The following is a 12,650-nucleotide window of genomic DNA, read 5'->3' as shown; positions in this document are numbered from 1 at the left end:
TTGGAGGTAACAACCTACGTTGGCGTAGGCAGCGAGGCGGAAGGCAGGATAGGACCGTGACTGACGCAAGTGGCATCCAGACCCCGTCCGCGCACCCCGGTTCCCATCCCTGGAGCCGGTATGTGGCGATGGGCGATTCCTTTACCGAGGGCATCGGCGATCCGGAACCCTCAAGCCCCGGCGGCCACCGCGGCTGGGCGGACAGGGTGGCCGAGGAATTGGGCCGCACCAAGCCGGACTTCGCGTACGCCAACCTTGCCGTGCGTGGCCGGCTGCTGCAGCAGATCGTGGACCAGCAGTTGGCCCCTGCGCTGGAGCTGAAGCCGGACCTGGTGACCCTGTCCGCCGGCGGCAACGACCTGATCCGTCCCGGCGGTGATCCCGATGCGCTGGCCGAGAAACTCGATTCCGTGGTCCAGATCCTCTCCATGGGCGGCGCCACGGTGGTCCTGTTCAACGGCCCCGATACCGGTTCATCGGTGCTCAGCAGGATCCGGAGCAAGGTGGCCATTTACAACGAAAACCTCCGCACCGTAGCCGCCCGGCACGACGCCGTCATCGCGGACATGTGGTCCCTCCGGCAGTTGAGCGATCCGCAGATGTGGGACCAGGACAGGCTGCACTTCTCACCGCTGGGCCACCACACCATCGCGGCCATGGTCCTGGACGCGCTCAACGTGGATCACTCGCTGGAGCCCCTGCAGCCCAAGCCGCTGCCGCCCCGGACCTGGCGCGAGGCCCGCTCCGGCGACCTGGTCTGGGCACGGGAATACTTCGTGCCGTGGGTGCTGCGGCGGCTGCGCCACCAGTCGTCCGGGGACGGTATCACGGCAAAGCGGCCGACGCCGGGACCCGTCTTTGGTCCGGGCGTCCCGTTGGGCTCCGGGGAGGGTCCGCTGGGAACGTCGGAGCCCAGCCGCCGGTAAGGCCTCCCGGGGTTACGCTGGAAGGACAACACACGAGAGGCGCGCCAGCGTGAGCAGCTTGTTTTTCTGGATCATCATCCTGTCCTTCGTCGTCCCCATGGCAATGCGGGCCTACCGCCGCTCCGTGGCGCGCCGGGACCGGGACCAGGGCTTCCCCGGCCAGTTCCCCGGACCGGGCCAGTACCCGGGGCAGAACCAGCTCCCGGGCCCGGATCAGTACCCCGGCTATGGCCCGTTCCCTGGCTCGGCCGGGCCCCAGAGCCGCCAGCCGCGGGACGGCTACACCCAGCAGGACTACTTCTCCGGCGGCTTCCGCCAGCCACCTTTCGAGGGTCAGCCGCCTTATGGCGCGCAGCAGCCATATGGCGGGCAGCAGCTGCCGCCGCAGCAGTACGGGCAGCCTCCGATGCCGGATCCCCGTTATGGCCCCCCGCAGGAACCGCCGTTCCAGCAGCAGCCATTCCCGCAGCAGGGGTTCCAGCAGGAGGGACGCGGCCAGGCTTCCGGACCTGCCACTCCACCACCACCCTCCGCTCCCCAGGGGTTCCGCGCCCGGAAGATGGCGGAACTGGACCAGCAGTACTCCAACGGTGAACTGTCCATGGAGGAGTACATGAAGCGCCGCGGCGACATCATGAACGGCTAGGCGCGGCCGATAAACACAGCAGGCCGGGGACCCGTGGTTGGTCCCCGGCCTGCTGTGCTTAATCTGCTTGTTGGATTTGGCCTGCCTAGTCGACCTGGGGGAAGCCCAGGTCGATCACGGAGGTGGACGGGTCCGGCCAGCGCGTGGTCACCACTTTGCCCCTGGTGTAGAACCGGATGCTGTCGGGCCCGTACATGTGGGTGTCGCCGAACAGTGAGTTCTTCCAGCCGCCGAACGAGAAGGTGCCTACCGGAACCGGGATGGGCACGTTCACGCCCACCATGCCGGCTTCGACGTCGAACTCGAACTGCCTGGCCGCCCCGCCGTCGCGGGTGAAGATGGCTGTGCCGTTGCCGAACTCGTTGTCATTGACCAGCCGGACCGCATCGCTGTAGGTATCGACACGGACCACGGAGAGGACGGGCCCGAAGATCTCGTCGTCGTACACCTTCATGCCGGGCTTAACGTGGTCCACCAGGCTGACGCCAATGAAGAACCCGTTGGAGTCGAACTGCTGGGAGCGGCCGTCCACCACCAAGGTGGCACCCTCGGCTTCCGCGCCGGCGACGTAGGATGCCACGCGGTCCCGGTGCTCGGCAGTAATCAGCGGGCCCATCTGGGAGGCGGGATCGGTTCCGGGGCCAATCGCCAGGTCCGCCATGCGGGTGGAGATCGCCTTGACCAGGTCATCGGCGATGTTGCCCACGGCCACCAGGACGCTGACGGCCATGCAGCGCTCGCCGGCAGATCCGTAGGCGGCGGAAACCGCCGCGTCGGCGGCCATGTCCAGGTCGGCGTCGGGAAGGACCACCATGTGGTTCTTGGCCCCGCCCAGGGCCTGGACCCGCTTGCCGTGCTCTGCTGCCCGCTTGTAGATGGACTGGGCCACCGGGGTGGAGCCTACAAAGCTCACCGCCTTGACGTCAGGGTGCTCCAGCAGGACATCGACGGTCTCCTTGTCACCCTGGACGACATTCAGGACGCCCGGCGGCAGCCCTGCTTCGGTGAAGGCCTCGGCGATGAAGACCGCAGCCGATGGGTCCTTCTCGCTGGGCTTGAGCAACACTGTGTTGCCGCAGGCGAGCGCACTGCCGATCATCCAGAGCGGCACCATGGCCGGGAAGTTGAAGGGCGTGATGCAGGCAACGACGCCTACCGGCTGGCGGACGGAATGGACATCGATGCCGCTGGAGACCTGCTCGGAACGCTCCCCCTTGAGCATGTGGGACAGGCCGGTGGCGAAGTCGATGTTTTCCAGGCCGCGGGCGATTTCGCCCTCTGCGTCGGAGAGGACCTTCCCGTGCTCGCTGGTGAGGACGGCGGCGAGTTCGGACTTGCGCTGGTTGAGGATTTCGCGGACCTTGAAGAAGATGGTGGTGCGCTTGGCCAGGCTGGTGGCCCGCCACGCCGGCAGCGCGGCGCGCGCGGCGGCAATGGCTTCCTCGGTCCTGGCTGCCGAGGCAAGCACTACCTGCTTTTCCTGTTCTCCGGTGGCCGGATTGAAGACCGGACCGAATCGCTCGGCGTCGGTGACGCGGGTGCCGTTGATGTAATGCGGAATGGTTTCCAAGGGAGTCTCTTTCCTGCGTTCTTTGCGTGGGGCTAGTTGGCCGTCGGTGCCTGGCTGGTCGGCTGCTGGAGAGAACCGTCCACGAGCTTGATGATCATCGAGCAGTCCTTGCCGGCGTCTCCCGCGTCGATCAGCCGCTGGAACAGCTGCTGGACGTGCTTGCCGATCTCCAGCGGCGTGCCCGTGTCTTCGGCGGCGCTGATGGCAAGGCCGATGTCCTTGTTCGCGAGCTCCGTAGTGAAGGTGGGCGCAAAGTCGTTGTTGGAGGCCGCAGTGGGGACCACGCCCGGCACCGGGTACCAGGTGCGCAGCGCCCACGAATCGCCTGAGGACACGGAGGCGATGTTCCAGAAGACCTGCTTGTCCAGGCCCAGCCGTTCGGCGAGCACTGCGCCTTCGGCAGTGGACGCGAGGTTGATGAAGAGCATGAGGTTGTTGCAGATCTTGGCCGCCTGGCCCGTGGTGGGACCGCCGGTGGGAATGATGTTGGCGGCCATGGGACCGATGTAGCCCGTGGCGTCCGCAACGGCGCCTTCTTCACCGCCCACCATGAAAGTCAGCGTTCCTGCTTCAGCACCGCTCATGCCGCCGGACACCGGGGCGTCCACGAAGCGGAAGCCGGCGGCAGCTGCGGCGTCGTGCAATTCCTGGGCGGTGGCGACGTCAATGGTGGACGAGTCGATGAGGAGGGTGCGGGTGTCCGCGTGGGCCAGCACTCCGTCCTCGCCGAGATAGACGGCGCGGGCGTGCTCACCCTTGGGGAGCATGGTGAACACGGCGTCTGCACCGTCAACTGCTTCGGCGATGCTGGCGGCCCGCTTGACGCCGCGGGCGGCGGCGGCGTCAAGGGCTGCGGGGTTGAGGTCGAAACCGCGCACATCATGCCCGGCCTTCGCCAGGTTCACCGACATGTGGCCGCCCATGTTGCCCAGGCCAATCCAACCGATGGTTGCCATGTTTAAGCTCCTTTGCTTTCTTCCGGCATCGCAGCCGGTTCTCTGTGTCAAGCATCACACCCTGCTAGAGTGCAATCAAGGGGAAAAATTACAGACGATCTGTGCATCAATGCACATCAACGAAAGGTCCTGTGTGGACTCATCAAGGTTGCCGAGCCCCGACGATCTGCTGATCCTGCTGACCGTTGCCCGCCTGGGGCGGTTCAATGCCGTGGCCGAAACACTGGGGACCACCCACACCACCATTTCCCGCCGGATTTTGGCCTTGGACAAGCAGCTGGGCGGCCGGACCCTTGAGCGGAGCCCGCACGGCTGGGAGCTGACGCAGCTGGGAGCGGCCGCGGTGGAGGCCGCGGAGGCCATCGAGGACACCCTCGGCGCGCTTTCCGGCCTGATCAGCCAGGACCAAAGCACCCTTGCCGGGCTGGTCCGCGTCGCCACCACGGACGGGGTGGGGGCAGTGTTCGTCACGCCGTCCCTGGTGCGGCTCCAGCAGCAGAACCCGCAGCTGAACATTGAGATGCTCAGCGCAACCAGGAAAGTCAGCCAGAACCGGTCCGGCGTGGACCTGGAGATCGTGGTGGGCAGGGCGGACGTCACCACCGCGCAGACCATCTTCCTTAGCAACTATTACCTGCGCCTCTACGCCAGCCGCTGCTATGCCGCGCGCCACGGCCTGCCGGCGACGCTCGACGATGTAGGACAGCACGGCTTTGTCTCGTACGTCGAGTCCGCCCTCCAGGTGGAGGAACTGGGGCCGCGGTGGTCGTCCCAGCTGCCGTTGCCGAGGACCAGCTTCCAGGCCACCAGCGTGTTCGCCCAGGTGGAAGCCGTGCGGCAGGGTGCGGGCATCGGGCTGCTGCCAAACTTCATGGTGGGCGACCGGGAGGATTTCGTACCCGTGCTGGCCGGCGACTTTGAACGCCAGCTGCCCATCTGGGCCGTGGCACGGCCGGAGTCGCTCCGGTCCGCCCGGGTGCAGGCCGTGATTGCGGCACTGAAGGAGGAAGTGAAGGAGCGGGCGGGGCTGCTGGCAGGCTGAGGCAGGCCCCAGACCCGCACTCGGGGCGTCAGGCCTGGAAGAGCCGCCGCACCACCTGCCCGGAGGCGAGCGCATCCAGGCCCTCGTTGATCTCGCTCAGCGGCCGGGTGTCAGTGTGCAGCAGCTCAACCGGCAGCCTGCCCTCCCGCCAGTACGCGAGGTACTTCGGAATGTCCCGGCCGGGGACGGCATCGCCCATATAGGAGCCCAGCAGCCGCTTGCCCGCTCCGGCGAACTGCAGGGCCGGTACCGTCAGCTCGGCCGAGGGGTGGGGCAGTCCCACCGATACCACCGCGCCGCCCCGGGTTACCCGCTCCAGGCACGAGGCGATCACCCCGGCCGAGCCCACCGCTTCAATGGCAACATCCACTCCATCGCCGGCCGCTTCCGCGATCAACCGGTCCGCATCCCCAGGCGTACCCACAGCCGTGGCACCGGCGTCCAGGGCAAGCTGGTGTTTGCCCTTGTTGGGGTCGATGGCGATCACGCCCGTGGCACCGGCAAGGCGCGCGGCCATGACAGCGGACAGGCCCACGGCCCCGAGGCCGAAGACTGCCACGGACTGCCCGGGAGTGACTCCGGCAGTGTTGAATACGGATCCCATTCCGGTGAGCACGGCGCAACCGAACATCGCGGCGACAGTGTCCGGGACGTCGTCGTCTATTACCACCACTGATTCCCGCGCAACCACTGCGTAATCGGCGAAGGCCGAGACACCGAGGTGGTGGTTGATGCGCTCCCCCGACGGCGTCCGCAGCAGGGCGGGACCGTGCAGCAGGTCGCCCGAGCCATTGACCTCCGCTGCCCGGTGGCACAGCGCGGGGCGGCCGGACCGGCATGCCCGGCACTGGCCGCAGCTCGGCACGAAGACCAGTACCACGTGGTCACCCACGGACACGTCGGAGACGCCGTCCCCTACCTCCACAACGCGGCCCACGGCCTCGTGGCCCAGCGCCATGGGCAGCGGCCGGATCCTGGAGCCGTCCACTACTGAGAGGTCCGAGTGGCACAGGCTCGAGTAGGTAATGGCGACGCCCAGTTCACCGGCCCGGGGCCTGGGCTGTTCCAGTTCCTGGACCTGCAACGGGCGGGACTCGGCATAACGCTGCGTTCCCGGGGCCCCGGCAGCGGGAGGGACGGTTGAGTAGAGGACGGCGGCTTTCATCGGTTCCCTTATTTCTTGGCGGCGGCCAGCAGGTCGGCTGTGCCCTTGGCGTCGGCGGCATCCACGTCGTGCAGCGAGATGCCGCGGGTTTCCTTCAGGAAGAAGACGGAGACGGCGGTGATGGCGCAGGCAATGAGCAGGTAGACGGCCACGGGGACGGATGACTTGTAGGTGCCCAGGAGCGAGGCGGCGATGATCGGAGCGAGCGAACCGGCCACGATCGAGGTCACCTGGTAGCCCAGGGAGACCCCCGAGTACCGCATCCGGGTGGGGAACATTTCCGCCATGATGGCAGGCTGGCCGGCGTACATGAAGGCGTGGAACACCAAACCGATCATGATGGAGGCCAGGATGATGAAGTCGTTCTTCGTGTCCATCATGGGGAAGGCGAAGAAGCCCCAGGTGGCGCCCATGACGGCTCCGGCCATGTAAACGGGTTTGCGGCCGAAGCGGTCCGACAGCTTGCCGACCATGGGCACGACGGCGAAGTGCACGGCGTGGGCAACGAGCAGCAGGAGGAGAATGCGCGTGGTGTCGGCCTGGACCACGGTCTTCAGGTAGGTGATGGAGAAGGTCACCACGAGGTAGTACAGGATGTTCTCCGCGAAGCGCAGGCCCATGGCGGTGAAGACGCCGCGGGGGTAGCGGCGGAAAACCTCGGCCACACCGTAGCCTTTGTGGCCGGCATCCACCTCTTTGCGGGCCTCCAGGAAGATGGGGGCGTCGTTGACCTTGGTGCGGATGTAGTAGCCGATCAGGACAATCACTGCGGACAGCCAGAACGCCACGCGCCAGCCCCAGCCGAGGAATGCTTCCTGCGTCAGCGTGGAGGACAGCACGAACAGCACGGCCGTGGCCAGCAGGTTTCCCAGCGGCACGGCGGACTGCGGCCAGCTGGCCCAGAAGCCCCGTGACTTGCTGGGGCTGTGCTCCGCGACGAGGAGGACGGCGCCGCCCCATTCACCGCCGACGGCAAAGCCCTGGGCAAACCGGAGGACCACCAGCAGCGTGGGGGCCCAGTAGCCGATCTGCTGGAACGTGGGCAGGCAGCCCATGAGGAAGGTGGAGACGCCCACCAGGATGATGCTCAGCTGCAGCAGCTGCTTCCGTCCAAACTTGTCGCCAAAGTGGCCAAAGACGATGCCACCGATCGGACGGGCCACGAACCCGACGGCATAGGTGAGGAAGGCAGCGATGATGCCGTCCAGGTCGGTGCCGGCATTGGGGAAGAAAGCCTTCCCGAACACCAGCGTGGCCGCTGATGCGTAGAGGAAGAACTCGTACCACTCCACGACGGTTCCGGCCATGGAGGCCGCGACCACCTTCTTAAGGCCTGAGGCCTTGACCTCGGTTTCCTCGGTGCGCCTTGCGGCGGGGCTTTCCGTACTCATGCGAACTCCTTCGGCGTCGTCGTCGACACCACGGGGACAGTCAATGGCCGCGGGCGTGGTGCACACATGTGATGCACGCCACGAAGGCCGGTCCCGATGAGTATGGTCTGCCTGCCGGCCAAGCTCAACGCCCATTAGTGCAGAATGCATCTGCAGGAATGCACAAGCAGCCGCCTTGCACGGCGGGACGCCGGGCGGGCCGGACTAGCGGGGCTAGACCAGGAAGCTGCTCCTCAGCTGGCCGCCCAGCTGTCCAATCTCGGTCAGGAACCCGTCATGCCCGATCGGAGCCTGGATGATATGGACGTCCACGTCGCCGGGCAGCGCCTGCGCCAGCTCGCGGGACTGCGACGGAAAGTAGAGCCGGTCGGAGTCGACGGCGGCCACGAAGAACCGCGCGGTGGACGTGGCCAGGGTCTCGGGCAGGGTTCCCCGGCCCCGGCAGATGTCGTGGCTCATGAGTGCCTCAGTCAGGGCGATGTAGCTGTTCGCGTCAAATCGCTTCACCAGCTTGTTGCCCTGGTGGTCCAGGTAGCTTTCAACCTGGTACCGGCCGCGGGCCGCCAGCACCTCCCCCCGGAAGGGAGACTCAGGCGCCTGGGGGGCCCGGCCGAAGCGGCCTTCAAGTTCGGTTGCGGACCGGTAGGTGATGTGGGCGATCCGGCGGGCCAGCGCCAGCCCTTCCTCCGGTGACGGTCCGCCATAATAGTCGCCGCCGTTGAAGTGCGGGTCCTGCCTGATGGCCAGGGTCTGGGCCTGGGCAAAAGCAATCTGTTCCGCCGTGCTCGCGGCTCCTACGGCGATGACGGCGCACCGCTGCACCCGCTCCGGATACGTCACGGCCCACTCCAGGGCGCGGGCGCCGCCCATGGATCCGCCCAGGACGGCAAACCAGCTGCTGATGCCCAGCTGGTCCGCCAGCCGGGCCTCCGCTACGGTGCTGTCGCGGAGCGTGACCAGGGGGAACCTGGAGCCCCAGGACTTCCCGTCGGGCGCGGGCGACGACGGGCCGGTGGATCCGTAGCAGCCACCCACGATGTTGATGGAGACCACGAAGAACCGGTCAGTGTCCACCGGGGCGCCGGGGCCAGCCAGCTGTTCCCACCAGCCCTCTTCGTCGGTGTCGCCGCGGGTCACGTGCGTGCTGCCCGTCAGGGCATGCTCGATCAGGATGGCGTTGCTGCCGTCCTGGTTCAGGGTGCCCCAGGTTTCGTAGGCCAGCGTGACGTCCGGCAGGTACCCTCCGGCCTCAAGTTCGAGGCCGCCGATGGAGGCGTAACGGACGATTCCATGTTCGGGGGCTGTGGTTCGGGTGACGGTAACCGTCATGGCAAGACCTCTTCTACGCGCTTGCCCGCCGTCAATTGGCCGGCAGGCCAGGTCCTCACCCGGGGCACCCCACCGCGGAAGGAGGGTTGCCGGCCAGCAAGCCGGGGCTGTCACTGGCACTCATGACCTGGTTCGAGTGTACGAAACACCCCCCGCTCCAGGCCAAGAGTGTGACTGGTTGTGACTTCCCGGCTTGCTGCGCTCCCTGCCCATTCCGCCGGACTGGCCGCCCGGCGTCGTACGTGTGTTCCTAAGCGCCCGTTGCCTGGCGCTTGCTGCTAGGCGCCCTTGGCGGCGCGGAAGCCGGCTTCCAGGTCAGCCAGGATGTCGTCGATGTGTTCGAGGCCGACGGAGAGCCGCACCAGCCCCGGAGTGACGCCGGCAACCACCTGCTGCTCCGGAGTGAGCTGGCTGTGGGTGGTCGACGCCGGGTGGATGACCAGGGAGCGCACGTCACCGATGTTGGCCACGTGGGAGTGCAGTTCCAGCGCGTCGACGAAGCGCTTGCCCGCCTCCGCGCCGCCGGCCAGGTTGAAGGAGACGACGGCGCCCGTCCCCTTGGGCCCGTACTTGCGGCCACGCTCATACCAAGGGCTGGACGGCAGCCCGGCGTAGGCGACCGATTCGACGTCGTCCCTTGCCTCCAGCCAGCGTGCCACCTCCGTGGCGTTGGCAACGTGGCGCTCCACCCGCAGGCTCAGCGTCTCCAAGCCCTGGGAAATCAGGAAGGCGTTGAAGGGCGAGACCGCCGACCCGAGGTCGCGGAGCAGCTGCACGCGGGCCTTGAGGATGTAGGAGAGGTTCGCTCCCAGCGCGCCGCCCTCGCCAAGGTCACGCGCGTAGACCAGGCCGTTGTACGTGGGGTCAGGAGTGTTAAAGCCGGCGAAGCGCTCCGGATCCTTGCTGAAATCGAACTTGCCGGAGTCGACGATGACGCCCGCAATGGCCGAACCATGGCCGCCCAGGTACTTGGTGGCCGAATGGATCACGATGTCGGCGCCCCACTCCAGAGGTCGGATCAGGTAGGGAGTGGACAGGGTGTTGTCCACGATCAGGGGAACGCCGGCCTCGTGGGCCACCTCGGAGATGCCTTCGAGGTCCAGGACATCCTGGCGCGGATTGGAGACCACCTCACCGAAGAAGAGCTTGGTGTTGGGCCGGACGGCGGCGCGCCACTGGTCCAGGTTGTCCGGATCCTCCACAAAGGTGACCGAAATACCGAACTTCTTCAGTGTGTGGGCGAACAGGTTGTAGGTTCCGCCGTAAAGGCTGGGGCTGGCCACGATGTGGTCGCCGGCCTCGGCGATGTTCAGCACCGCGAAAGTCTCTGCGGCCTGCCCGGAACTCAGCAGCAGCGCCGCGAGGCCTCCTTCGAGGCTGGCGATCCGCTGCTCCACGGCGTCCTGCGTGGGATTGCCGATCCGTGTGTAGATGGGCGCCAGCTCGGCCAGCGCGAAGCGGTTGGCTGCGCTCTCGGCGGTCGGGAACACGAAGGACGTGGTCTGGTAAATGGGCAGCGCACGCGCTCCCGTGGCGCTGTCCGCTTCCTGGCCGGCATGGATCTGGCGGGTTTCGAAGGACCATCCGTTGGACATCTCAGTCTCCTGTGACATGGGCCCGGAATGCTGGGAGCAGTACGGGCCGCGCTTGCTTCCGGCTCTTGCCGGACAGCCAGGTCTTCACCCGGGGCACCCCACCGCGGTTGGAGGGTTGCCGGCCAGCGAGCCGGGGCTTGGCGCTGGCGCTCATGACCTGAGCCCAGTGTAGGAAGAGTGCTGTCGCCGGGAACAGGATTGTGACGAACATGGTCTTACGGGCGTCCTGCTGCTTCGCCGCATGCGTGCCGCCGCCGGAAAACTGCCAGTAAGGGTACCCTTAGCTGAGAGCCCGATCACAAAGTGCCAAGATGTTCGCATGCGCATGGATCACGTCTCTTACGCCTGTGAACACGATGGCCTCGCGGCCACTACCGAACGTATTGCAACTGCCCTCGGCGTTGAGGCAGTGAAGGGCGGGGTACACCCCCGCTTCGGTACCCGGAATATGATCATCCCGCTCGCCGGGCACAAGTACCTCGAGGTTGTGGAGGTCCTGGACCACCCGGCATCCGACAAGGCACCGTTCGGACAGGCAGTGCGTGCCCGTTCCGCAGCCGGCGGCGGCTGGATGGGCTGGTGCGTCGAAGTGGACGACCTCGCCCCCTTCGAGGAACGCCTTGGCCGCTCCGCCGTCAACGGCAACCGCAAATTTCCTGACGGTCGTGAACTGGTCTGGAAGCAGATTGGCATCCTGGGCCTCATCGCCGACCCCCAGGTCCCCTACATGCTCAAGTGGGAGGGGGACCCGTCACTGCACCCGTCCAACGCCTACCCCAGCAACCTTAAGATGAGCTGCCTGACCATCGCCGGCTCAGCCTCGCGGGTGACCGAGTGGCTCGGCGAGCCGGTTGAGAAGCCCCTTGAGGATGTTGCAGTCGAGTGGGTGGCCCCGCACGGCACACCCGGCATCCTTTCGGTCACCTTCGAAACCGCCAACGGAGCCGTCACTATCTGACGCTTCCCGCCCCTCTCCCCTGCTTGTCCGGGAGACGGACCTGCCGGGCCGTGCCCGGCTCAGCTTCGGCCGTCATGAGGTAGTAACAACGGCGTCACTACCTCATGGCGGCCGAATTCCTTTAAGCGGCACCAGCTTGTCCACACCCGTGAGGGCCGCGTGTTCCGCTGCGCCGCAGAAGTTCCTTTTCGCGCGGGACATTTGGGGTGCGGGAAGGATTGTCCGCATCGAGAATGTACGACGACGGCGTGCGGCCTTTTGTCGTGAGGCGCCTTTGGCAGTGGGCCGGCTTGGGCGGACCGGCTTTCCCCGCCTTCGCGCGGGGTGCTTGCAGGTCTGACTGTCAGTGGGTGGTTGGATGATGTGGGTATGGGAATCAGCGGTGGTTTTGGGGCGGTGTTGGAGGGTGTTCGTGCCTCTGTCGCTGCCCTTGATGCGCTGGTTCTTGAGGACCGGAATTTCGAACATTCTGCGCTGACGGCTGCGGCGGGAGATATTGACGTGCTGCAGCGCCGGTATGAGCTGTGCCTGGAAGGGTTGGAGGTTGTTGCCCGGTTGGAGGCGCAGCTGGCGGCGGTAAAGTCCGGGCAGGCTGCCCGTGCCGTCGAACTCCAGCAGGCCATGACTCCGCCGGATGCATGTGTGCAGGACCGCACCTATGCGGAGATGTCTGTCGTGGAGGAGATCGCCGGCGTCCTGACCATCAGCTCCGCCGCCGCGGGCGCGTTGGTGGACCAGTCCCGCCGGGTCTGTTCCCTGCCACCGGTGCTCGAGGCGCTGTCCACCGGCGCCATGTCCTGGCAGCACGCGAAGATCGTTGCGGACGAAACCGAGGGCCTCACACCCGAAGGCGCGCTGGAGTTGGTGGCGCATTTCCTCGACCCCGACGCCCCCAACCCCGCACGCGGCGCAGCCCCCGGTGAACTTGTCCCGTCCCGGTTCCGGGCGAAAGTCCGTGGGTGGCGGGAACGCCACCAGAGCGTGTTTCATAGAGTGTGTAAGGGGCCGGTCTCTAACTAGGGTTGACCTGCGGTTTTACCCTTGAAAGGACGGGCCCTCTTGGCCGAAATCA

The 12,650-nt window shown here is 66.6% G+C and carries 11 protein-coding genes and 2 riboswitches; of the genes, 5 read left to right on the top strand and 6 right to left on the bottom strand.

Going from position 1 to position 12,650, the window contains the following annotated elements:
• The first annotated feature begins 56 nt into the window (after window positions 1–56).
• Window positions 57–926: an SGNH/GDSL hydrolase family protein gene (locus AB0313_RS11080; protein WP_307303489.1), complete on the top strand. Its 870-nt coding sequence runs from the start codon at window positions 57–59 to the stop codon at window positions 924–926.
• Between the two features lie 49 nt (window positions 927–975).
• Complete coding sequence (locus tag AB0313_RS11075; protein WP_141940698.1) at window positions 976–1,572, top strand: hypothetical protein; 597 nt, start codon at window positions 976–978, stop codon at window positions 1,570–1,572.
• Window positions 1,573–1,657: 85 nt separating this feature from the next.
• Here AB0313_RS11075 and AB0313_RS11070 read toward each other — a convergent pair whose 3' ends face one another.
• Together AB0313_RS11070 and mmsB are read right to left on the bottom strand one after the other, a co-directional pair.
• Window positions 1,658–3,142, bottom strand: coding sequence for a CoA-acylating methylmalonate-semialdehyde dehydrogenase (locus tag AB0313_RS11070; protein ID WP_141940697.1), 1,485 nt, complete (start codon window positions 3,140–3,142; stop codon window positions 1,658–1,660).
• 32 nt (window positions 3,143–3,174) lie between these two features.
• Window positions 3,175–4,098, bottom strand: coding sequence for a 3-hydroxyisobutyrate dehydrogenase (gene mmsB / locus AB0313_RS11065; protein ID WP_141940696.1), 924 nt, complete (start codon window positions 4,096–4,098; stop codon window positions 3,175–3,177).
• A gap of 109 nt (window positions 4,099–4,207) precedes the next feature.
• Between mmsB and AB0313_RS11060 the strand changes: the two genes are divergently transcribed.
• Window positions 4,208–5,140 carry a LysR family transcriptional regulator gene (locus AB0313_RS11060; RefSeq protein ID WP_307303486.1) on the top strand — a complete coding sequence of 311 codons (933 nt, stop codon included), beginning with the start codon at window positions 4,208–4,210 and terminating at the stop codon, window positions 5,138–5,140.
• 28 nt (window positions 5,141–5,168) lie between these two features.
• Here the strand turns inward: AB0313_RS11060 and AB0313_RS11055 are convergent, their stop codons facing one another.
• From AB0313_RS11055 to AB0313_RS11040, 4 genes are all read right to left on the bottom strand, one after another.
• Window positions 5,169–6,305: a zinc-dependent alcohol dehydrogenase family protein gene (locus AB0313_RS11055; RefSeq protein WP_366305531.1), complete on the bottom strand. Its 1,137-nt coding sequence runs from the start codon at window positions 6,303–6,305 to the stop codon at window positions 5,169–5,171.
• Window positions 6,306–6,313: 8 nt separating this feature from the next.
• The gene (locus AB0313_RS11050) at window positions 6,314–7,696 is read right to left on the bottom strand and encodes an MFS transporter (protein ID WP_366305529.1); all 1,383 of its coding nucleotides are present in this window, start codon (window positions 7,694–7,696) and stop codon (window positions 6,314–6,316) included.
• A 213-nt stretch (window positions 7,697–7,909) separates the two neighbouring features.
• Window positions 7,910–9,025: a homoserine O-acetyltransferase gene (locus tag AB0313_RS11045; RefSeq protein ID WP_366305527.1), complete on the bottom strand. Its 1,116-nt coding sequence runs from the start codon at window positions 9,023–9,025 to the stop codon at window positions 7,910–7,912.
• A 12-nt stretch (window positions 9,026–9,037) separates the two neighbouring features.
• Window positions 9,038–9,153: riboswitch (SAM riboswitch) on the bottom strand.
• A 150-nt stretch (window positions 9,154–9,303) separates the two neighbouring features.
• Window positions 9,304–10,638 (bottom strand): bifunctional o-acetylhomoserine/o-acetylserine sulfhydrylase, encoded by a 1,335-nt coding sequence (locus tag AB0313_RS11040; RefSeq protein WP_366305525.1) that lies wholly within the window; start codon window positions 10,636–10,638, stop codon window positions 9,304–9,306.
• A gap of 25 nt (window positions 10,639–10,663) precedes the next feature.
• Window positions 10,664–10,778, bottom strand: a riboswitch (SAM riboswitch).
• Between the two features lie 161 nt (window positions 10,779–10,939).
• Between AB0313_RS11040 and AB0313_RS11035 the strand changes: the two genes are divergently transcribed.
• Both AB0313_RS11035 and AB0313_RS11030 read left to right on the top strand, forming a co-directional pair.
• On the top strand, window positions 10,940–11,578 hold the full coding sequence (locus AB0313_RS11035) for a VOC family protein (protein WP_141940690.1): 639 nt from the start codon (window positions 10,940–10,942) through the stop codon (window positions 11,576–11,578).
• A 369-nt stretch (window positions 11,579–11,947) separates the two neighbouring features.
• Window positions 11,948–12,598, top strand: coding sequence for a hypothetical protein (locus AB0313_RS11030; protein WP_366305523.1), 651 nt, complete (start codon window positions 11,948–11,950; stop codon window positions 12,596–12,598).
• The last annotated feature ends 52 nt before the right edge of the window (window positions 12,599–12,650 follow it).

Source organism: Pseudarthrobacter sp. NPDC080039 (assembly GCF_040702335.1).
GTDB classification, from domain to species: Bacteria; Actinomycetota; Actinomycetes; order Actinomycetales; family Micrococcaceae; genus Arthrobacter; species Arthrobacter enclensis_A.
The sequence above is the reverse complement of the archived record's forward strand: the minus strand, read 5'-3'. Positions and strand labels throughout refer to the sequence as shown.